The following is a 20905-nucleotide window of genomic DNA, read 5'->3' on the forward strand; positions in this document are numbered from 1 at the left end:
CTTGCCAGGGTTGCCCTGATCAGGCCGGGAACAGCTCGCTCAATTTCATGGCCAGCATCATGTCGCCTTCAGTGCGCAGTTTGCCGCCCATGAATGCCTGCATGCCGTCGGTTTCGCCGCTGACGATGCCTTTCATGGTGTCGCCGTCCATCACCAGGGTGACTTGGGCGTCCGGGTTTTCACCTTCCAGCAGTTCGCAGGTGTTGTTTTTCACGACCAGCGAGAAGTTCTGGGTGTCGTCGATACGGAAACCGAACACCAGGTCCAGGCCGTCGGCAGCGGCTGGGTTGAATTTGGCTTTCATTGCTTCTACGGCTTTAGCTACGTCAGTCATGGTTTCGATCCTTTTATGGTGAGTCCAGTGACCTTGGGGTCACGGTTGGCCGCAATTCATCGGAAAGTGATGAGCTGCGGCGCCTTCAACAGTTGCAAGTGGGTATGGCTGTTGAAGGAAGCCAGTGCCACCTCGCGACCACGGAATTTCAGCTGGTTGAGCGAGGTGTTAACAATTTGCCAGTTCAGTTCGAAGGCCTGTGCGGCAGGCATTCGGGTAATCAGGTGGAGCAGGGCCGTGATGGTGCCGCCGGAGGTGAACACGGCGATCTTGTCACGGTTGTCGGCGGCTTCGAGGAGGCGTTGCAGGCCACCCTGGACACGTTCGACAAATCCCAGCCAGCTTTCCAGGCCCGGCGGGTCGTAGGTGCCGGCCAGCCAGCGTTCGATGATCAGGGAAAAGATGCGCTGGAATTCGCCACGGTTTTGCGCGGCGTTGCGCAGGATATGCAGGGCTTCGGGTTCGCTGTGCAGCAGGTCCGGGAGCAGGGCGCGGATGATCGCCTCGGCGTCGAACTCGTTGAACGCGCTGTCGATTTCCAGCGTGGGTACCGGCCGGCCGAGGGCGCTGTATTGTTCAAAGGCGGCGTTGGCGGTGTGCTGCTGGCGGCGCAGGTCGCCTGACAGGCAGCGGTCGAAGCCCAGGCCCAGTTCCGCCAGGTGGCGGCCCAGCACTTGCGCCTGTTGCACACCGATGGGCGACAGCACGTCGTAGTCGTCTGCACCGAAGGAGGCCTGGCCATGTCGAATCAGGTAAATGCTGCCCACGTCCGTTTTCCCGGTACGTTGAAAGTCTGGCGAGGTTATGAGGATGCCGGGAAGCTGTCAATGAAAAAACATACGCTTGTTTTAAAAGGTCGTTAGAGGCCCGCTGCTGGCGGTTTGATCACTGGCCCCATGGCGGTGGCGTCGGTATGCTTGGGCAATCCGCGCCTGGCGCACTGCACTTGTAAGGAGTCACATGGATTTTCTGGCCGAGTACGCTACTTTCCTGGCTAAAACCGTCACCCTGGTCGTCGCTATCCTGGTGGTGCTGATCAGTTTCGCCGCACTGCGCAGCAAAGGCCGCCGCAAAGCTGCCGGCCAGTTGCAGGTCAGCAAGCTCAATGACTTCTACAAGGGTTTGCGTGAGCGCCTGGAGCAGACCCTGCTCGACAAGGACCAGCTCAAGGCCCTGCGCAAGTCTGAAGGCAAGGCCGAAAAGAAGAAGGGCAAGAAGAAGCCAGAAGCCAAGCCACGGGTGTTCGTGCTGGATTTCGACGGCGACATCAAGGCCTCGGCCACTGAAAGCCTGCGCCATGAAATCACGGCACTGCTGAGCCTGGCCACACCCAAGGACGAAGTGGTGCTGCGCCTTGAAAGCGGCGGCGGCATGGTTCACAGCTACGGCCTGGCGTCGTCGCAACTGGCGCGTATCCGCGAGGCGGGCGTGCCGTTGACCGTGTGCATCGACAAGGTCGCGGCCAGCGGCGGCTACATGATGGCGTGCATCGGCGAGAAGATCATCAGCGCACCGTTTGCCATCCTTGGCTCGATTGGCGTGGTGGCGCAGTTGCCCAACGTCAACCGCCTGCTGAAGAAGCACGATATCGACTTCGAAGTGCTGACCGCCGGTGAATACAAACGCACCCTGACGGTGTTTGGCGAAAACACCGAGAAGGGCCGCGAGAAGTTCCAGGAAGACCTGGACATCACCCATCAACTGTTCAAGAACTTCGTGTCGCGCTACCGCCCGCAGCTGGCGATTGATGACGTGGCCACCGGCGAAGTCTGGCTGGGTGTCGCGGCGCTGGACAAGCAACTGGTGGACCAGCTGCAAACCAGCGACGAATACCTGGCGACCAAGGCCAAGACCGCCGAGGTGTTCCACCTGCACTATGCCGAGCGTAAAAGCCTGCAGGAGCGGGTGGGCCTGGCGGCCAGCGGTTCGGTAGACCGGGTGCTGCTGACCTGGTGGAGTCGCCTGACCCAGCAGCGTTTCTGGTAACCCTTCAACTGACTGTCGAAGATCAAAATGTGGGAGCGGCGGTGCGACGATTCGACTTGCTCGCGAATGCGGTGGATCAGTCACAGATGTATTGACTGACCCACCGCATTCGCGAGCAAGCCCGCTCCCACATTGGGTCGTGGTGGTCGCATTATCGAGTCAGTAAAGAGACCTGCGGCACCGCCGGTATGGGGTGCCGCATCAACGAGCCCACCACCAGCGCCCCCAGCAAACCCAACAACCCCGCCACCCACAACACCACGCTGAACCCACCGACAAACGCCTGCCGCGCCAGTGGCTGCACCGTGTCCCGCGCGGACTCGGGCAGCAACGCCATGGCCGCTGGCATATCGCCAGCCACTACCCGTGAAGCAATCCCTGCCGCCTGTTCCTGCCACTGGGAGCCGATGCTCGTGTGCAGCAACTGTTCGCTATGGCTGCTCAACAACGCCCCATACACCCCGATCGCCAACATGATCGCGCTGAAGCGCATGGTGGTGCTCATGCCCGACGCCATCCCCGCGCGGTCCCGTGGCACGCAAGCCATGATGTTTTTCTGCGTATCGCCATTGAGCAATCCCGCGCCGGCCCCCGTGACGGCAATCGCCAGGGCGAACGGCAGATAACCACCGATATTGACCGCCCAGGCACTCAGCAGGTTGCCGCACCCCACCAACGCCAGCCCCGTCGCCATCATCGTTGCCGGGGCAAAACGGCTAGCCAGTCGGGCGCCTATCCGCGGACAAATCAACATGGTCAAGGCAAACGGCAACATGCCCAGCCCGGAGGCAATCGCGGAGAACCCCAGGCCGTTTTGCAGGTAGAACGGCAGCAGCGTCATCATCACCTGGGCACAGCCGGCGTAGGCGAACATCCCCAGCAGTGCGCCGATAAAGCGCGGGTGCCTGAACAGTTGCAGGTCGACCATGGGCCGCTGTTGCAGGCGTTCGGCGAGTACAAAAACACCCAGCAACGCAGCGCCTCCCAGCAGCCGCGCGTAAGTCAGCGGGTTGTCCCAGCCGATACGGTTGGCTTCGATCAAGCCCCAGATCAGGCACAGCAGGCTGGCACTGAAACTCAGGCTGCCCCAAGGGTCGAGCCTTGCAGCCTGGGCATCGCGGGATTCCGGAATCGCGCGCAGCACCAGCCCCATCAGCACCAGGCCGACCGGCAAATTCAGATAGAAAATCCAGCGCCAGCCCAGGTACTGGGTAATCAACCCGCCGAGGGTCGGTGCGGCGGTCATCGCCACGCCCATGCACGCGCCCCAGAAGGCCCAGGCCTTGGCGCGTTCCACTTCGTCATGGAAGGTATGGCCGATGGAGGCCAGGGCCGAGGTCAGCAGCAGCGCTGCGCCGACACCTTTGACGGCGCGAGCGATATCCAGGAACAACGCATTCGGCGCCGCACCGCAGCCGAGGGAGGCGAGGATAAAAATACCCAGGCCCCAGACCAGGGTCTTCTTGCGGCCAAAGCGGTCGGCAATGCTTCCGGCCGGCAATAACAGGGCGGCGAAGGCCAGCATATAAGCGCTGACCACCCATTCGATATCGGCAAAATTCGCCCCCAGGTCCCGGGCGATGCTCGGCAGGGTCACGGCGACGATGTTGGTGTCGAGCACGATCAGCGAACAGACCCCGGAGGCGGTCAGCAGCGTCAGGCGCGGGCTGACCTTGCTCATGGCTGCACCGAAGCCACCGCCGCGAGGGCGATCTCGTCATCGTGGGCCGGAGTATCTGCGCTGATGCCGATGGCGCCCACTACCTGGCCTTCAAGGATGATTGGCTGGGCGCCCTTCATCATCAACAGGCCGGCGGTGATGGCTGCCGGGCGGCCGTTGTTGATGGCGTTTTCCAGGTCCCCGGACGGCCGCTTGAAGAGCGCGGAAGTGCGCGCCTTGCCCTGGGCCAGCTCAATACCGGCCACCACGGGAGCGCCATCCATGCGCAGCGTCAGGATCGGCCAGCCACCGTCATCGACGATGGCCACGGCGCAGGGCCAGCCCTTGTCGGCGGCGACCTTGCGCGCGTGTGCGGCGATCTGCTGGGCCGCTGCCAGGCTCAGGATTGCCTTGTGGGCAATGCTTGCGGGGGCTTCTGCGGCCAGCGCTGCGGGCACGGTGCAAAGACCGGCAAGCACCAGGACCAATGATTTGACGAACATGGGAAAGCCTCTCTACTGTGAACGTACCGCGAGCTTATCCCCGGCAGGTGGCGTCCTTGTTAGGCGCCATACAGAACTTCATTACCTTTGAGCTAATCCTGTGATGGAAATACGTCATTTCCGCTACTTCCTGGCGGTTGCCCGGCAACGCAATTTCACCCGTGCTGCCGAACAGCTGGGTATCGCGCCGCCGACCCTGAGCCGGCAGATCCAGGACATGGAAGCCACCCTCGGTACGCGCTTGTTTATCCGCCGCCAGCGCGAGGTCAGCCTGACCGAGGCGGGCGCGGCCTTGCTGATCGAGGCAGAGGCCACCGTGCGCCAGTTCGAGTTTGCCCAACGCAATGCCCAGCGCGCCGGGCGCGGCGAAATCGGTCATATCGAACTGGGTTATGTGGCGTCGGCGGTGTATTCGGGGTTGTTGCAGCGCCAGGTGCAGTCGTTCTGCGCGGACTGCCCGGACGTGAGCCTCAGCGTGCGTGAGAGCCCCATGGCGGCGTTGCCGGGGCTGGTGGCGGAGGGGCGTTTCGACATTGGCTACATTCGTTCGCCGATGACCTTGCCTGACGGAGTCGACGGGGTGCGGTTGAGCAGTGAGGGGTTTGTGCTGGCGTTGCCCCAGGATTCGTGGCTGCTGGGGTTGAAGGCAATCAGTTGCGAGCACCTACAGAACGAGACCTTCATCTTGCCCGAGCAGATCAGTGGCACGCTGCACGTGGCAGCGCAGGGTGGTTACGCGCCGCGCCTGGGGCCACAGCCGGGTGGGTTGGTGGCGGTGATTGCGTTGGTGTCACTGGGGCAGGGCGTAGCGGTAGTGCCGGAGTCGGTGGTGGGGCATGTGAGCTTGCCGAATGTCGTGTACCGCAGCATTGAAGGCAGCGAGGCGTCGTCCTGGTTGTCGCTGATTTACCGGCGCTTTGAAAAGGCGCCAGCGGTGGCGCGGTATATCGAGCAGGTCAAACTGAGTGCGGCTGGTTTTGGTGATAAAAGTTAAGCCGGGTCGCGGCCATCGCAGGCAAGCCAGCTCCCACAGTTGACCGAGTTGCCTGGGTGTACGCGGTCAACTGTGGGAGCTGGCTTGCCTGCGATGAGGCCTGACCAGGCGCTACACCAACCGCGGTTGAACCGAATCCGCCAATCGCGTCAGTATCAAGCAGCACGATACCGCTCCGGCATCCAGTACACCCAACGAGCGCTCGCCCAGGCGGCTGGCACGCCCAATCTTCGCCACCAGATCCCTGGTGGAATCCCGCCCCCGCGAAGCAGCACTTTTCATCGCCTCCAGCGCATCGCTGAATGACGCTCCTGACCCATGGGCCTGTTCAAACGCCTCCACCGCCGGAATCAAGGTGTCCATCAAACACTTGTCACCCACGCCGGCTTCGGTGATGTCCTGCAACGAGGTCAGCCCGCCCCGCAGCAAATGTGCAAAGGTCGCCGCGTCAATCTGTTCGCTGCCGCGCACCTCATCCGCCATGCCGATAAACAGGCTGCCATACAACGGCCCCATGGAGCCGCCGATGCCTTCCATCAGGCTCAGCGTCAACTCGTCCAGCGCTTCGGCCAGGGTCAGCTGGCGGCCTTCAATCGTGCGCCCGCAATGGGCGAACCCCTTGGCCATGTTGATGCCGTGGTCGCCATCGCCAATGGCGCCGTCGACTTCGCTCAGGTATTCGCGGTTGGCAACGATCACGCTCACCAGGTCGGCGACGATGGCGCTGCCGTCGTGGGTGGAGAAATGCTGGCTCATGGTTTAGTCCGCCTGGGTCATGCCGATGGAACGGCAGGGTTGGTCGATCAGGGATTTCAGCTCGGCGTCCAGGCCCAGCAAGGTCAGGGTCACGCCCATCATTTCCAGGGAGGTGAAGTAGTTGCCCACGTAGCAGCGGTGAATCTTCAAGCCCCTGGCTTGCAGCTGACGTTCAACCTCGGCGTAGAAAATGTAAAGTTCCATCACCGGCGTCGCACCCAGGCCCGAGACCAGCACCACCACGCTGTCGTCCTGGCTGAAGTCGCGGTCGGCGAGGATCGGTGCGAGCATGCGGGCCGCCATGGCCTCGGCGGATTCGATCGGGATGACTTCAATGCCCGGCTCGCCGTGATGGCCGATGCCCAATTCCATCTGCCCGTCGGGAATCTGGAAGTTCGGCTTGCCCACCGCTGCGATGGTGCAGGGCGTGAGGCCGATGCCGATGGAGCGGCAGTTATCGACTGCCTTCTGGGCAACACGAATCACCCCGTCCAGGTCGTAATGCTGGGCCGCGGCTGCACCGCCGACCTTCCACATGAAGATCTCGCCTGCCACGCCGCGACGCTTGGCGATGTCGGCCTTGGGCGCCGAGGCCACATCGTCGTTGGCGACCACGGTGCGGATGCGCATGTCCTTGCTGGCGGCCATCTTCATCGCCAGCTTCACGTTCATGTTGTCGCCGGCATAGTTGCCGTACAGGCACGCCACGCCGGCGCCGTGGTCGGCGGCACGGAAGGCGTCGAAGAAGCTTTTGGCGGTGGGCGAGGAGAAGATTTCGCCGACGGCCACGGCGTCCACCAGGCCCGGGCCGACATAGCCAAGGAACGCCGGTTCATGGCCGGAGCCGCCGCCGGTCACGATGCCCACCCGGCCCTGTGGTGACGGCTTGGCCTTGCCGATCACCCGGGGATTGGTTTCGTATTGGCGCAGCTCGGGGTGCGCGACCAGAATACCCCGCAGCATGTCCTCGACCACCTGGTCCGGATCGTTTATCACTCGATTCATAACGCGGTTTCCTGTGTTCTTGTTCTTGGTGTGGGAGCCGGGGGCTTTTGTGGGAGCTGGCTTGCCTGCGATTGCATCGGCTCGGTGTCACAGATAGACCGAGGCGTCTGCATCGCAGGCAAGCCAGCTCCCACAAAAAGCCTAAGCCCGGCGCCCGCAGGGTTTTGTGTTATTGGGCCAATCAGGGTTCCAGGACGACTTTAAGCGACTTGTCCCCGCGCTCCATCACCGCAAACGCTTCCTTGAAGTCCGCCAGGGCAAACTTGTGGGTCACCACGTCGCGCATGTCGATCTTGCGGTTGCCGATAAAGTCGATGGCGCGCGGGTACATGTACGGGCCGAGGTGCGAGCCCAGCACGTCCAGTTCCTTGCGGTCACCGATGATCGACCAGTCCACCGTGGCCTCGTCGTTGAACACGCTGAATTCCACGAAGCGCCCCAGCTTGCGCAACATCGCCAGGCCCTGGTTCACCGCCTTGTGGTGCCCGGTGGCTTCGATGTAGATGTCGCAGCCGTAGCCATCGGTGATCTCGCGAATCTTCGCCATCACGTCGACTTCGGCCGGGTTCCACACTTCGTCCGCGCCCATGCGCAGGGCGAGGGCAGCGCGTTCGGGTTTCATGTCGAGCACGATGAGCTTTTTCGGGTTGCGCATGCGCACCGCACCGATGATCCCCAGGCCCAGGGTGCCGGCGCCGGCCACCACCACGATGTCGTCGAAATCCACATTCGCCCGTTCCGCCGCGTGCAGCGAACAGGCCAGGGGTTCGATCAGGATGGCTTCGTCCGGGGCAATCGAGTCCGGTACTTTGTGGATGATGCCTTCCTTGGTGAAGATCATGTACTGGGCCATGGCGCCCTGGACGTTGTTCTGGAAACCGTACAAGTCGTGTTTCTGGCACATCCAGTACTGGCCGTGGTTGCAGAAGCGGCAGCCCCAGCACGGCACGATCTGTTCGGAAATCACCCGGTCGCCGACCTTCACCCCGCGCTTTTCCGCGCCAGGGCCGAGGGCGACCACGCGGCAGACAAACTCGTGGCCGGGAATCATCGGCGGCTTCACGTAGCGCGGCTGCTCGGCGTCGCCCCAGAACGAGGGCGCGCCGCGGTAGGTCTTGATGTCGCCCATGCAGATGCCGCACAGTTCGACCTTGGTGAGGATCTCGTCGGGGCCGGGCGTCGGCACATCGACGGTCTCCAGGCGATAGTCTTCGGGGCCGTGACAGACCACGGCCTGCATGGTTTTTGGAATGACGGGGGACAGTTGTTCGGCAGTGCGTTCGGTAACGGTAGACATGACGATAAACCTCACGACAAAAGATCAATTACTGGATGCTGTAGCCACCGTCGATCACCACGTTTTCCCCGGTGATCATCTGTGCGGCGTCGCTGAGCAGGTACAACGCCAGCCCGGCGATTTCTTCCGGCTGGGCAAAGCGGCCCGCCGGGATCTGCAATTTGGCCCGTTCCCCCAGCTCGCCCGCCCAGGCCTTTTTACCCAGGGCGGTTTCGACGATGGTCGGGGAGATGGCGTTGACGTTGATGTGGGGCGCCCATTCCATGGCGAGCACCTTGGTCATGCCGACCACGGCGGCCTTGCTGGCGCAGTAGGCGACGTGACGGTCCAGGCCGATCACCGCCGCTTGGGAGGCGAGGTTGACGATGCGCCCGCTGCCCTGGGCCAGCATGTGCCTGGCGCAGGCCTGGGCCACGAAGAAACTGGCCTTGAGGTTGATGTCGAGAGTGGTGTCCCAGGCGTTTTCGCTGACGTCCAGGGCCTTGTCCAGCAGGGCCACGCCGGCGCTGTTGACCAGGTAATCCAGGCGTTTGAAGTGATCGAATACGTAATCGATGGTGCTGTGCACCTGGTCGAGTTGGCGCAGGTCCACGGCGATGCCGATGTTCCCGGCGCCGAGGCTGGCGGCGACTTCGACCACGGCCGGGTCGCGGTCCAGCAGGGCCACCCGCGCGCCGCGTTCCACCAGCAGGCTGGCACAAGCCAGACCGATCCCGGCGGCCCCGCCGGTGATCACGGCGCAGCGGCCGGTGAGGTCGAAGGCTTGATTCCAGAATCCAGACATGAACATGACTCCATTTTTCAGATCGGTGGAGATCCAATGTGGGAGCGGGCTTGCTCGCGAAAGCGGTGTATCAGGTGGCACATCTGTTGAATGATCCACCGCTTTCGCGAGCAAGCCCGCTCCCACACTTGACCGGGTTTCAAGTCAAAACTTACTTCGTACCGCTCACCTGCTGGTACAGCGCATCCGCATTCGCATTGGTCACCGGCACCCACGGCAGGATGTAGTTCCTGGCGGTGCCGTCACCCCATTTCACGTCCTTGCCATAACGTTCCCAGATCACCGACTGCGGCTTGTAATCCTTGCCGGCCAGCGCCCGCAGCGCCACATCCAGCGCGCCTTGAGACTGGGCCTGGGCGTCCTGCAGGAAGGTGGTCACTTCATCTTTCTTCGCCGCCTGGATCGCATCCGGCATGCCGTCGATGGACGTCACCGGCACATCCTTGGACGTCAGCCCATGGGACTTCAACGCCTGCACCGCACCGAGGGCCATGTCATCGTTTTGCGCGATCACCCCGTTGATGCCCTTGGGGTGTGCGTTCAGCCAGTCTTCGGTCAGGGCCAGGGCCTGGGCGCGGTCCCAGTTGGCGGTTTTCTTCTCGATGATCTTGATGTCCGGGTGCTTGCCCAGTACTTCCATCTCGCCCTTTTCGCGGTCGATCTGCGCCGACTGGCCAATCGGGCCCTGGATGATCACCACGTTGCCGCGGCCCTTGAGTTTGTCGACCATGGCCTGGGCCTGCAGGCGACCGCCTTCCACGTCATCGTTGCCAACATAAGGCACGTTGGCGTCCGCCACCTTGGTGTTGGAGGCGATCACCACCACGTCATTGCTCATGGCGGCCTTCACGGTGCCGACGCCGGCCTTGGTGTCGATCGGCACAAACAGGATCGCGTCGTAGTGCTGGGTCACCATGTTTTCAATCTGGTTGTTCTGGGTCAGTGCGTCATAGTTGCCGTCGAACACGGTCAACTGCACGGTGCCGTCCTTGACTGCGGGGTGTTCCTTCAGCTCGCGCACCCAGTTCTGCATGAACTGGCCCTTGAGCCCGTACACGGCGGCGCCGATCTTATAGGTCTTGCCATCGGCGGCCAGGGTGACACTGCTGGCGAGCAGGGAGAGTGCCGCGACGGCGGCCAAAGTCGTACCAGGTTTCATGAGAGAACTCCGTTATTGTTGTAGTGGTAGTTTTCAGAACTAGCGTTTCTTCTTGCGCCACACGTCAATCAGCACTGCGAACACGATGATCAGGCCCTTGGCGACCTGCTGGTAATAGGAGGACACGCCGAGCAGGTTCAGGCCGTTGTTGATCACGCCGATCAGCAATGCGCCAAACAGCGTGCCGACAATCGTGCCGGTACCGCCCGACAGGCTGGTGCCGCCGATTACCACGGCGGCAATCGCATCCAGCTCATACGAGGTGCCGGCCTGGGGCAGGGCAGAGGTGGTGCGCGCCGACAGCACTACACCGGCCAGCCCGGCGAGCAGGCCCGAGACCACGTACACCGAAAACATCACCTTGCGCACGCCGATCCCGGAGGTGCGCGCGCTCTTCTCGTTGCCGCCCACCGCGTACACATAACGGCCGTAGGTGGTGTAGCGCAGCACCATCCAGAAGATCAGCGCGACCACGGCGAAGATCACGATGGGCACGCCAATCGGGCCGATCTTGCCGATACCCAGTGCCAGGTACGCGTCGGGCAGGTCGGTGATCGGGCTGCCGTCGTTGAGGATGAAGGTCATGCCCCGGGCAATGCTCAGCATGCCCAAGGTCGCGACAAAGGGCGGGATCGACAGGTTGGCGACCATAAAGCCGTTCACCACCCCGAGCATCGCCCCGGCGAACATCCCGGCGCTGACCGCCGCCAGCACGCCATAGCCCTGGGTCGCGACCATGGCGCTGCACAGCCCGGCAAAGGCCAGGATCGAGCCCACCGACAGGTCGATGCCCTTGGTCAGGATCACGTAGGTCATGCCCACGGCGAGGATCCCGTTGATCGAGGTCTGGCGCAGGATGTCCATCCAGTTGCGCCAGGTCATGAAGTATTCGCTGGCGAAGGCCATCACCAGGCACAGGAGGATGAACACCAGCGGCAGGCCGAAGCGGTCGAGGGACAGGCGCAGGCGGCTGCGGGGTGCGGTCGTGACGGGGGCGGCTGCAGGTGTAGAAAGTGATTTGGCATTCATGAGGCAAGACTCAACAAGGCTTCCTGGGAAAGGGCGGTATCGCTGCTGATGGTCACCAGCCTTCCGCCTTTGAACACGGCAATACGGTCACTCAGGTGCAGCAATTCCGGGGCTTCGGACGACACCACAATTGCCGCGCCGCCGGCGCGCACGAACTGGTCCAGCAGGTGATAGATCTCCTGCTTGGCGCCTTCATCGATGCCCCGGGTCGGCTCATCGCACAGCAGGCAGATCGGCTGGGTCGACAGGCATTTGGCGAGCACTACTTTCTGCTGGTTGCCGCCGCTCATGGATTCCACCGGCAGGTCCAGGGAAGTGGTCTTGATCTGCAGGCGCTTGACCATGTCCTGGGCCAGTTGGTTTTCCTTGCGGGCATTGATCAGCGACCAGCTCGACAGCTGCTTGTACGCCGACAATGCGATGTTCGAGAGGATGCTGCCGCTGAGCACCAGGCCGCTGTCCTTGCGGTCTTCGGTGACCAGTGACATGCCGGCCTGGATCGTTGCCTTGGGCAGGCCGATGGGCATCGGTTTGCCTTGCAGGGTCACGCTGCCGGAGTCCGGCGTGGTGAGGCCGTAGATGCAGTTGAGGAATTCGCTGCGGCCCGAGCCCATCAGCCCGTAGATGCCGAGAATCTCGCCCTGGCGCAGTTGCAGGCTGATGTCCTGGAACTCGCCGGCGCGGCTCAGGCTGTCGACGTCCAGGCAGCATTCGGCGGCGCATTCGCGGCCGACCTTGTGGTCGATGCGGGTCAGTTCCTGGCCGACGATGCCGCGCACCAGGTGGGCGCGGTCGATATCGGCCATGCGCCCGGTCTCAACGAAGGCGCCGTCGCGAAAGATGCTGTAGTCGTCGGCAATCTGCGCCAGTTCACTGAGGCGGTGCGACACATAGATGATGCCGGCACCACGGGCGGTGAGGCGGCGGATGGCCTTGAACAGGGTTTCGGCCTCGCGCTCGCCGATGGCCGAGGTGGGCTCGTCCATGATCATCACCTGGCAGTCGTGGCTGAATGCCTTGGCGATCTCCACCAACTGGATCTGCGCCACGCTCAGGCGATGCATGGGGCTGGTGGCGTCGACGTCGAACTCCAGGCCTTCCAGCAGTTCGCGAGTGCGCCGGTTGAGCTCCTTGCTGTCGACGATGCAGCCGGCGCGGCGCGGTTCGCGGCCCAGCCAGATGTTTTCGGCGACGGTCATGTAGGGAATGGGTTCCAGCTCCTGGGTGATCATCGCGATCCCCGCCGCGAGTGCTTCGCTGGGGCGGTTGAACTGAACGGGGGAGCCGTTGAGCAGGATGGTCCCGGCGTCACGCTGGGTGATGCCCATCAGGATGCTCAGGAAAGTCGATTTGCCTGCGCCATTGCCGCCGCACAGGGCGTGGACGCTGCCGGCCCGCAGAGAGAGGCGCCCCTCACGCAGGGCAGGAATCCCGGCGTAAGCCTTGGCGACGTGTTCAGCCTGGAGCAGTAATGGCGTGGCCATCGGCGTGTCCTCGTGCTGTGAATTCTTATTAGGTCGCACAGTCATGTTTCGCTGTGAGCATATGTGTATCAAATGAAATTCTGATCAGTCAATCTCTTTCACTGAAAAGTTGTAAATGGATGGATTTGCGCAAAGTAAGCCGGTTTAGAGGGCTTTGACTGGAAGGTCAGCTAAATCCTGCTTGACAGGGCGACTGGAATATCCGAGAAATGACTGAGCTAAATTTCACCGAGTGATCATATGATCACTCTCCAGCACCCAAAACGGCAGCGGAGCCAAACGCCATGAACACACCTTTCCCGGTGGCTATCGGATGCGATGAAGCGGGTTATGAGCTCAAAGAACTGTTGAAGCGCCATATCGAGGCGCTGGGTTACCCGGTGACGGACTTCGGCACCCATTCCACGGCGCCGGTGCTGTACCCGGACATTGCCCTGGCGGTGGCCACGGCGATCAATGCCGGCGAGCAACGCTTGGGCGTGCTGGTGTGCGGCACTGGTATCGGCATGGCCATCTCGGCCAACAAAGTCCTGGGGATTCGTGCGGCCCAGGCCCATGACACCTATTCGGCGGAGCGGGCACGCAAGAGCAACGATGCGCAGATCCTGTCCATCGGTGCACGGGTGATCGGCGCGGAACTGGCCAAGAGCATCGTCAAGTCGTTCCTGGAGTCGGAGTTCGAAGCCGCGCGTTCCGGGGCCAAGGTCGACCGCATCAACGCGATCGAGCGTGACGGGCATCAGTAGTGGACGGAACGGGGCAAGAGTCGGGAGAATGCGCCTTTGACACCGAAACGGAAGCCCGTGCCCATGAGTGACAGTACCCAGCGCATCGCCAGCGACATCGACCTGATGACCGAAGTGGCAATGCTCTATTACCTTGAGAACGTCACTCAGGAAGCCATCGCCAAGCGCTTCGACCTGTCCCGGGCAAAAGTCAGCCGCCTGCTCAAACGCGCACGGGATGAAGGGATTGTCGAGGTGCGGGTGTTGCAGCACCCGGCGATGAACAACGAGCTGGAACAGGCGCTGGTGGAGCGCTTCCAGCTGGACCGCGCCTTGATTGCGGTGGACCACAGCGACCCGGACACCCAGCGCTCGGCGGTGGCGAGCCTGGTGGCCAACTACCTGAACAAAACCCTCAGTGACGGCATGATCGTCGCGGTCGGCATGGGGCGTAATGTCGGTGCGGTGGCCGATAACGTATTTTTGCCGGTGACCCGCAACTGCACGTTTGTGTGCGCCATTGGCGGTTCGCTCAAGGCGGGTGAATACATGAACCCCGACCATATTTGCCGGCGCCTGGCCCTGCGGTTTGGTGGCGAGAGTGAAAGCCTGTACGCCCCGGCGCTGGTGGCCAATCCGGAACTGCGTGGGGTGTTGATCAGCAACGATACGGTGCGTTCCACGCTTGACCGTGCCCGCCGTGCGGACATGGCGTTGATCGGCATCGGTGACATGAGTGAAAACAGCAACATGGTGCGCATGGGGTGGTTTTCGCCCCAGGAAATTGCACAGGCGCGGTTGTCCGGCACCGTGGGGGACATGATGGGTTATGACTTCATCGACATTCATGGCCAGCCGGCGGTCAACGCGATTCAGGGGCGGGTGATCGGGTTGACGGTGCAGGAGCTGTTTCGGATTCCGGATGTGGTGGCGATTGCCAGTGAAAACACCAAGGCGGCGGCAACGCTGGGGGCGTTGCGCTCGGGAGTGATCAATACCCTGGCGACCACGGTGACCAATGCTCATACCATCCTTGCGCTGGATGACGCGACGCGTAAACGCTGACACCGCCGATAGTCCAGGCCCTGAACATCACCTGTGGGAGCTGTCGAGCCTTGGCGAGGCTGCGATGGCATCACCGCGGTATGACTGGAGTACCGAGTTGTCTGCATCGCGGACAAGCCCGGCTCCCACAGTTGACTGCCTCAGGGTTTCCACACCTGCACATCCTGCGCATCCACCGCCTTGGGCAACAACCCCGCCTTGAAGAACGCATCCGCAATTTTCTGCTGTTCCCCCAACTGATCCAGCGTCACCGGTTGCACCTCATAGCTGCGATGAGCATTGGCGGCCTCGACAGTCTCCACATCCAGGTTGCCCCACAATGGCCCCAGCACTTTCGCGGCATCACGCGGGTGGCTCTTCACCCACTCGCCAGCCTGGTGCAACTGCTCGTACACCAGCTTCAGCACTTCCGGATGCGCCTGGGCATAGGGCGTACCCGTCAGGTAATAGCGCTTGTAACTGGCCAGCCCGGTACCGTCCGCAAGGGTGCGGGTGGGCAGTTGGCGCTGCACGCTGGTGAGGAACGGTTCCCACGTGACCCAGGCATCAACCTTGTTGTTTTCAAACGCAGCGCGGCCATCGGCGGGCGTCAGGTACGCCGGCTCGATATCGGAGAAGGCCAGCCCCGCCTTGTCCAAGGCAGCGATCAATAAATAGTGAGTGCCGGCGGCCTTGGTCACGGCGATTTTCTTGCCTTTCAAATCCGCCAGTTGCTGGATCGGCGAGTCCTTGCGCACCACGATCGCCTGGGCTTGGGGCGAGGGCGCTTCCTGGGCGAAGTAGGTGAGCTTGGCCTGGGCGGCCTGGGCGAAGATCGGCACGGTGTCGGCCACGTCGGCGCTGATATCCACGTTACCGACGTTGAGTGCTTCCAGCAGCGGCAGGCCACTGGGGAACTCGTGCCAGGTGACGTCGATGCCGTCGGCCTTGAGGGCTTTTTCCAGGGTGCCCTGGGTTTTCAGCAAGGTGATCAGGGTCGAGGATTTCTGGTAGCCGATGCGTACGGTTTCCTGGGCTTGGGTGCTCAGGGTGGTGCAGAGGCCCAGTGTGGCAAGGCCTGCGATGAAAAGGCGATGGAGCGAAAACTGGGGCATGGCGTGCTCGACTCTTAATGGATTAAGGTGAGCTTATTGTTCTAAAAAACATTCGATAAATAATTTTTCGATCTTAGCTTAGGCCTTTATCGGGGGCGCCGTTCGCGGCCTTTCAGCGTCAGGATGAAGGAGGGCGGTATGCAGTTGTATGTTGTTCGTCACGGCGAAACTCAAGCCAATGCCGAGGGGCGTTACCAGGGCTCGCTGGACATTGATCTCAACGAACGGGGCGTGCTGCAGGCGCGGGAGTTGCGGGAAAAATTGCCGGCGCAGATCGACGCCGTCATCGTCTCGCCGCTGCGCAGGGCTCAGCAAACGGCGGCCATTGTGTTTGCGGATGATGGGCTGCAACTGCCTACGCTGGATGCGTTTCGTGAGCGCGGCGTGGGGGTGTTTGAGGGACTGACCCAGGCGGAGGCGGCGCAGCGTTATCCCGACCTTTGGGCGCAGAATATTACCCGGCAATGGGAGCGGGCACCCACGGACGGTGAGTCAATCTCGCAGTTCGTCGAGCGCATCCGGGGCGGATTGAATCAGTTGCTGGTGAACCATGGGCAACAGGTGGTGGTGCTGGTTGCCCATGGGGTTGTCGCCAAGGCGATTCGCGCATTGGTTCGCGATGATTTCTCAGACTTCTTCGCCTGGCAGTTGCGCAATGGCGAAGTGCTGAGCCTCAACATCGACGCAGAGCCCAATGTGGCGAGGGAGCTTGCTCCCGTTGGGGTGCGAAGCGCCCCCTGGTAGGCCGCTGCGGTCTTTCAGGATGGGCCGGTCAATGCTTTTGGGGTTGCTGCGCAACCCAGCGGGAGCAAGCTCCCTCGCCACAGTGTGGGTGTGAGTCATGTCTACAGGGGAACGCTCAACGCCTGCGCAAACGCCTGGGGCGCAGGGCTTTCCGGCCAGGTCGGAACACCCTCCGCCAGCGTTACCCACGGCTGCTTGTGCCGCAGCCAGATATGCGCCACCGGCTGCACGGACGGGCTCTCATCCAGTGTCCCGACCCGCAGCACAACCAACCCCGGCGCTGCCGTCGTGGTGTTGCAGATCCGCGTATGGCACACCCCGCACAACCGATGTTCCGAGCGCTGCCCATCAACGTCATAGGCATATTCCGTCAGCGAACCTTCAACCCGCAGCGCATCCGCCGGCAACAGCGCATGCAGGGCAAACGCGCTGCCGCTCCAGGTCTGGCAGTGGCGGCAATGGCAGGCATACACCGCCAGCGGCGCGTCGGTATCGAGGGTGTAGGTCACGCGGGTGCAGCGACATTGGCCCGTGAGTGTCATCAAAAACGATCCTGTGCAAAGTGAGGGCGAAAGCCCCATCGGTTATGCTCGCCAGCATGCCGCAGCCCCGGAACAAAGAACATCCGCCAAAACTGCCCAGCGGCTCACAGGAAATGTATGAACGCCCCGCAACTCCAATGGGAAACCCAGCGCGCCTTCCTCGCCGTGTTGCGCACCGGCAGCCTGTCGGGCGCGGCCCGTTTGCTGGGGATCGCCCAGGCCACCGCGCGGCGAAGGATCGAGGCCCTGGAGCAGAGCGTCGGGGTCAGCCTGTTTATCCGCTCACCCGCCGGGCTGTTGCCCACCGACACGGCCAAGGACCTGATCAGCCACGTTGAAGCGATGGCCGTTGCCGCCAACGCCTTCAGCCGCGCAGCCTCGGCCGACACGGCCCTCGCCGGCGGCACGGTGCGGCTCACCAGCGGCAAGCTGCTGGGCGTTGAAGTGCTGCCGCCCATGTTGCGCAGCCTGCGCCGTGATCATCCGCAATTGGCCATCGAACTGAGCGTATCCAATCGGCTCCAGGCACTTGCCCGGCAAGAGGCCGACGTCGCCGTACGCATCCGTCGCCCGGTCGAATCCACGGTGGTCGCGCGCAAGGTCGGCGACCTTCACGTAGGGTTGTACGCCGCACCCGAACTGTTGGCAGAGCAGGGCACGCCGGACACCGTTGCGCAATTGCACGGCTACCCGCTGATCGGGCCGGACCGCAACTTGCTGGAGATCGAATTCCTGGGTGAGCGCGGTTTCGACTGTTCGGCGCCCAGTACGGTGATTCGCACCGACGATCACCTCGCGCAGTTGGCCGCTCTGCGTGCGGGGCTTGGGATCGGCGTGTGTTCAGCCCAGGTGGCACAACGTCACGGGCTGGTGCGGGTGTTGCCCGCGCAGGTGGATTTCAAGGTTGACGTGTGGATCGCCATGCACCAGGACATGCGCAAGGTCCCGCGCATCGCCGTGGTGTTCGATGGCTTGGGCGCGGCCCTGACGGACTTCTTTCAGCCGCGATAACGCAACGCGCCAACCAACAATGCAAATGCGGGGGAGGCCGTGCGGGCCATTCGCCCCGGCGACACGGTATGGATTGCACCCGGTGTCAAGCATTGGCATGGCGCCACGGCGAACACCGCCATGACCCATATCGCGATCAACGAAATGCTCGACGGCAAGGTGGTGGACTGGATGGAGCAGGTCAGCGACGAACAGTACGCCGCGCAGTAATCGGTCTCACCGCCGCAACTGCGGCTCGCCTTCAATGCAGCTCACCAGAAACTCCATCACCACCTTCACCGAAGGCGAGCGGCGCATATCCGGATACACCGTCAGCCAGATATCGCGAACCGGGCCTTCGGTGTTCGTTGCCAACCGCACCAATGCCGCGTCGTGATCTCCCACCAGCGTGGGCAATACCACCGCACCTACTTGGGACCGGGCGGCCATTTGCTGGGTGATCAGGTCGCTGGCGGCGAAGGCAATCGTGCGGTTGCCGCGCACCTGATGCATCCACGCCTGTTGGGGCAGGTGGTCGCGGGTGGCGTCATAGGCAATGAACGTCCACTGTTCAGCGGGTAACTGCTTGAGCTCGGGCGTGGCATAGAGCCCGAAACGCACGGCGCCGACCTTTCTGCGTACCAGCGCTTCCTCATCGGGACGCACCGTGCGCAGGGCAATGTCGGCTTCGCCTTTGTCGAGGGCGGCCAGCGTCGTCGAGGACATCAACACGATATTCAGCTTGGGATACTGCGCCCTGAAGCGTGCGACATGGGGCGCGATGCAGTGGATGGCAATCGACGGCGGGCAACTGACCCGCACGGTGCCGGCCACTTCGATGGAGGCCACGCGGGACAGGCGCATCACTTCGGTGGCCATGTCGCCCATGCCTGACGCCAATTTCGCCAGTGCCCGGCCTTCCTCGGTGAGCGGGCGACTGCGGGGCAGGCGGTCTACCAGTTTGACGCCGAGGGCTTTTTCCAGGGCATCGACGCGCCGGCCGACGGTGGCGTGTTCCACCTGCAGCTCGCGGGCGGCAGCCGACAGTGATTGGGTGCGCGCCAGCACGGTGAAGAAATACAGATCCTGCCAGTCGAACATCGGGTTATTTTCGCACGGAGGGTGGGAGGTGTTGGGGAATTCTCGTACAGATTAGCGCCTTTTACCATGGCGCATTCCCACTGCAAACGGAGTTGTCCCGCGATGAAAGCCCTCACCCTTGAAACCTACGGCGGCCCTGAGGTCGTTCAACTGCGCCTTGATGTGCCCAAACCCCAAGTGACCGCCGGCCATGTACTGGTCAAGGTGGCCTGTGCCGGGATCAATTTCATGGATGTTCACACCCGCCAGGGCAAGTACGCCAAGTCGGTGACCTACCCGGTACGGCTGCCGTGCACTCTGGGTATGGAAGGCGCGGGTGTGGTGGTGGCGGTAGGCGAGGGCGTGAGCCATCTGGCGCCGGGTGATCGAGTGGCATGGTGCATTTCATGGGGCGCGTTCGCCGAATACGCCAGCGTGCCCGCCGCGCGAGTGGCGCAAATTCCCAATGCGATCGGCTTCGATCAGGCGGCTGCGGCGATGTTCCAGGGCTGCACGGCTCACTACCTGATTGAAGATGTTGCGCGGTTGCAGGCGGGCAACAGCTGTTTGATCCACGCGGCGTCCGGCAGCATCGGCCAGTTGCTGGTGCAAATGGCCCATCGGCTCGGTGCCACGGTGTTCACCACCGGCAGCAGCGTCGAAAAGTGCTCGATTGCCCTTGAGCGTGGCGCGGATCAGGCCTGGCAATACGACGGGTTTGCCGAGCGGGTGTTGGAGGCCACGCAAGGGCAGGGCGTGGATGTGGTGTTCGATTCGGTGGGCAAGGCCACCTTGCGTGAAAGCTTCAAGGCCTGTCGTACGCGGGGGCTGATCGTCAATTACGGCAACGTCTCCGGTTCGATCACTGACCTCGATCCGATGGAGTTGGGGGAGGCCGGTTCACTGTTCCTGACTCGCCCACGGCTCAACGACCACATGGCCGACGGGCCTACGGTGCAGAGACGTGCCAATGCGGTGTTCGCGGCGATACTTGAAGGTTCGCTGACGGTGGATATCGAAGGGCATTACGCCCTGGAAGAGGTGCAGCAGGTGCACGCGAGGATTGAGGCACGGCAGCAGATTGGCAAGGCGGTGGTGTGGCTGGACCGTGAACTTCACTAATGGCCAGAGAGCTTGTGTGGCGAGGGAGCTTGCTCCCGCTGGGCTGCGAAGCGGCCCCAACACCTGCCAATGGGGTCTTCCTGGAGAAACGCGGTGAGTTCATTGGGGCTGCTGCGCAGCCCAGCGGGAGCAAGCTCCCTCGCCACAGGGGTCGTGGCGCTTGTGAGGATCAGTTAACAGCAGGCGAAAAAAAGCCGGCTGATCAGGCCGGCTGGGGGTGAACCGCGAACGACAGGGGTTACGCGCGGTTTTCCATCAGGCGGTCAGCGCCACCTTCAGCTACACGGTTTTCTTGAAGACGGTCTGCACCACCTTCAGCTACACGGTTGCCTTGAAGACGCTCAGCGCCACCTTCAGCAACACGACGTTCCAGCAGGCGATCAGAACCACCTTCAGCAACACGACGTTCCAGCATACGGTCAGACCCACCCTCAGCCACGCGGCTGTCCATCAGGCGATCCGCGCCGCCTTCAGCGAGGGCAGGTTGGGTAAAGGCGCTTACAGCAAGTACCGAGAAAGCGAGGCTAAGCAAGAGTTGGCGTTTCATGAGGG

22 protein-coding genes and 1 pseudogene are annotated in these 20905 nt (G+C 62.5%); 8 read left to right on the forward strand and 15 right to left on the reverse strand.

Annotation, left to right across the window (positions count from 1 at the left end):
- Positions 1 to 19: 19 nt before the first annotated feature.
- Positions 20 to 334: an SCP2 sterol-binding domain-containing protein gene (locus tag HX821_RS17135; RefSeq protein WP_087694874.1), complete on the reverse strand. Its 315-nt coding sequence runs from the start codon at positions 332 to 334 to the stop codon at positions 20 to 22.
- 56 nt (positions 335 to 390) lie between these two features.
- Positions 391 to 1101 (reverse strand): histidine phosphatase family protein, encoded by a 711-nt coding sequence (locus HX821_RS17140; RefSeq protein ID WP_177036126.1) that lies wholly within the window; start codon positions 1099 to 1101, stop codon positions 391 to 393.
- A 193-nt stretch (positions 1102 to 1294) separates the two neighbouring features.
- Between HX821_RS17140 and sohB the strand changes: the two genes are divergently transcribed.
- Positions 1295 to 2320 carry a protease SohB gene (gene sohB, locus HX821_RS17145; RefSeq protein ID WP_008434663.1) on the forward strand — a complete coding sequence of 342 codons (1026 nt, stop codon included), beginning with the start codon at positions 1295 to 1297 and terminating at the stop codon, positions 2318 to 2320.
- Between the two features lie 151 nt (positions 2321 to 2471).
- Here sohB and HX821_RS17150 read toward each other — a convergent pair whose 3' ends face one another.
- Positions 2472 to 4001 (reverse strand): MFS transporter, encoded by a 1530-nt coding sequence (locus tag HX821_RS17150; protein ID WP_177036127.1) that lies wholly within the window; start codon positions 3999 to 4001, stop codon positions 2472 to 2474.
- Positions 3998 to 4483: a heme-binding protein gene (locus HX821_RS17155; protein WP_003215678.1), complete on the reverse strand. Its 486-nt coding sequence runs from the start codon at positions 4481 to 4483 to the stop codon at positions 3998 to 4000. The genes HX821_RS17150 and HX821_RS17155 overlap by 4 nt, the downstream gene beginning before the upstream one ends.
- A 103-nt stretch (positions 4484 to 4586) precedes the next feature.
- Between HX821_RS17155 and HX821_RS17160 the strand changes: the two genes are divergently transcribed.
- Positions 4587 to 5477: a LysR family transcriptional regulator gene (locus HX821_RS17160; protein WP_177036128.1), complete on the forward strand. Its 891-nt coding sequence runs from the start codon at positions 4587 to 4589 to the stop codon at positions 5475 to 5477.
- A 111-nt stretch (positions 5478 to 5588) separates the two neighbouring features.
- On the opposite strand, the gene dhaL is transcribed toward HX821_RS17160, so the two are convergent.
- The 7 genes from dhaL to HX821_RS17195 form a co-directional block, all read right to left on the reverse strand.
- The gene (dhaL, locus tag HX821_RS17165) at positions 5589 to 6233 is read right to left on the reverse strand and encodes a dihydroxyacetone kinase subunit DhaL (RefSeq protein WP_003215682.1); all 645 of its coding nucleotides are present in this window, start codon (positions 6231 to 6233) and stop codon (positions 5589 to 5591) included.
- A 3-nt stretch (positions 6234 to 6236) separates the two neighbouring features.
- Complete coding sequence (locus tag HX821_RS17170; protein WP_003215684.1) at positions 6237 to 7238, reverse strand: dihydroxyacetone kinase subunit DhaK; 1002 nt, start codon at positions 7236 to 7238, stop codon at positions 6237 to 6239.
- 181 nt (positions 7239 to 7419) lie between these two features.
- Entirely contained in the window at positions 7420 to 8535 is a 1116-nt protein-coding gene (locus tag HX821_RS17175; RefSeq protein ID WP_008434653.1) for an erythritol/L-threitol dehydrogenase, read from the reverse strand.
- A 28-nt stretch (positions 8536 to 8563) separates the two neighbouring features.
- Positions 8564 to 9319, reverse strand: coding sequence for an SDR family oxidoreductase (locus tag HX821_RS17180; protein WP_177036129.1), 756 nt, complete (start codon positions 9317 to 9319; stop codon positions 8564 to 8566).
- Positions 9320 to 9470: 151 nt separating this feature from the next.
- The gene (locus HX821_RS17185; protein WP_087694868.1) at positions 9471 to 10478 is read right to left on the reverse strand and encodes a substrate-binding domain-containing protein; all 1008 of its coding nucleotides are present in this window, start codon (positions 10476 to 10478) and stop codon (positions 9471 to 9473) included.
- Positions 10479 to 10517: 39 nt separating this feature from the next.
- The gene (locus HX821_RS17190) at positions 10518 to 11507 is read right to left on the reverse strand and encodes an ABC transporter permease (protein WP_003215711.1); all 990 of its coding nucleotides are present in this window, start codon (positions 11505 to 11507) and stop codon (positions 10518 to 10520) included.
- Complete coding sequence (locus tag HX821_RS17195; protein WP_003215714.1) at positions 11504 to 12991, reverse strand: sugar ABC transporter ATP-binding protein; 1488 nt, start codon at positions 12989 to 12991, stop codon at positions 11504 to 11506. Before HX821_RS17195 ends, HX821_RS17190 begins: the two co-directional genes overlap by 4 nt.
- Positions 12992 to 13275: 284 nt before the next feature.
- On the opposite strand from HX821_RS17195, the gene rpiB reads away from it, so the two are divergent.
- Together rpiB and HX821_RS17205 are read left to right on the forward strand one after the other, a co-directional pair.
- The gene (gene rpiB / locus HX821_RS17200) at positions 13276 to 13737 is read left to right on the forward strand and encodes a ribose 5-phosphate isomerase B (RefSeq protein WP_003215716.1); all 462 of its coding nucleotides are present in this window, start codon (positions 13276 to 13278) and stop codon (positions 13735 to 13737) included.
- Between the two features lie 63 nt (positions 13738 to 13800).
- Entirely contained in the window at positions 13801 to 14781 is a 981-nt protein-coding gene (locus tag HX821_RS17205; RefSeq protein WP_177036130.1) for a sugar-binding transcriptional regulator, read from the forward strand.
- A 140-nt stretch (positions 14782 to 14921) separates the two neighbouring features.
- On the opposite strand, the gene HX821_RS17210 is transcribed toward HX821_RS17205, so the two are convergent.
- On the reverse strand, positions 14922 to 15875 hold the full coding sequence (locus HX821_RS17210; RefSeq protein WP_177028413.1) for an aliphatic sulfonate ABC transporter substrate-binding protein: 954 nt from the start codon (positions 15873 to 15875) through the stop codon (positions 14922 to 14924).
- 138 nt (positions 15876 to 16013) lie between these two features.
- On the opposite strand from HX821_RS17210, the gene HX821_RS17215 reads away from it, so the two are divergent.
- Positions 16014 to 16619: a histidine phosphatase family protein gene (locus HX821_RS17215; protein ID WP_003215723.1), complete on the forward strand. Its 606-nt coding sequence runs from the start codon at positions 16014 to 16016 to the stop codon at positions 16617 to 16619.
- 101 nt (positions 16620 to 16720) lie between these two features.
- Here the strand turns inward: HX821_RS17215 and HX821_RS17220 are convergent, their stop codons facing one another.
- Positions 16721 to 17161 carry a GFA family protein gene (locus tag HX821_RS17220; protein ID WP_177019908.1) on the reverse strand — a complete coding sequence of 147 codons (441 nt, stop codon included), beginning with the start codon at positions 17159 to 17161 and terminating at the stop codon, positions 16721 to 16723.
- Positions 17162 to 17278: 117 nt separating this feature from the next.
- Between HX821_RS17220 and HX821_RS17225 the strand changes: the two genes are divergently transcribed.
- Complete coding sequence (locus HX821_RS17225; RefSeq protein WP_087694863.1) at positions 17279 to 18172, forward strand: LysR family transcriptional regulator; 894 nt, start codon at positions 17279 to 17281, stop codon at positions 18170 to 18172.
- A gap of 30 nt (positions 18173 to 18202) precedes the next feature.
- Positions 18203 to 18382: pseudogene (locus HX821_RS17230) on the forward strand (cupin domain-containing protein); the annotation flags it as partial.
- A 6-nt stretch (positions 18383 to 18388) separates the two neighbouring features.
- Here HX821_RS17230 and HX821_RS17235 read toward each other — a convergent pair.
- Positions 18389 to 19252: a LysR family transcriptional regulator gene (locus HX821_RS17235; protein WP_177036131.1), complete on the reverse strand. Its 864-nt coding sequence runs from the start codon at positions 19250 to 19252 to the stop codon at positions 18389 to 18391.
- A 102-nt stretch (positions 19253 to 19354) separates the two neighbouring features.
- Between HX821_RS17235 and HX821_RS17240 the strand changes: the two genes are divergently transcribed.
- Positions 19355 to 20353 carry a quinone oxidoreductase gene (locus HX821_RS17240; protein WP_177036132.1) on the forward strand — a complete coding sequence of 333 codons (999 nt, stop codon included), beginning with the start codon at positions 19355 to 19357 and terminating at the stop codon, positions 20351 to 20353.
- Positions 20354 to 20591: 238 nt separating this feature from the next.
- Here HX821_RS17240 and HX821_RS17245 read toward each other — a convergent pair whose 3' ends face one another.
- Complete coding sequence (locus HX821_RS17245) at positions 20592 to 20900, reverse strand: hypothetical protein (RefSeq protein WP_008434626.1); 309 nt, start codon at positions 20898 to 20900, stop codon at positions 20592 to 20594.
- Positions 20901 to 20905: the final 5 nt, after the last annotated feature.

This window comes from Pseudomonas sp. B6001 (genome assembly GCF_013386015.1).
GTDB lineage: Bacteria > Pseudomonadota > Gammaproteobacteria > Pseudomonadales > Pseudomonadaceae > Aquipseudomonas.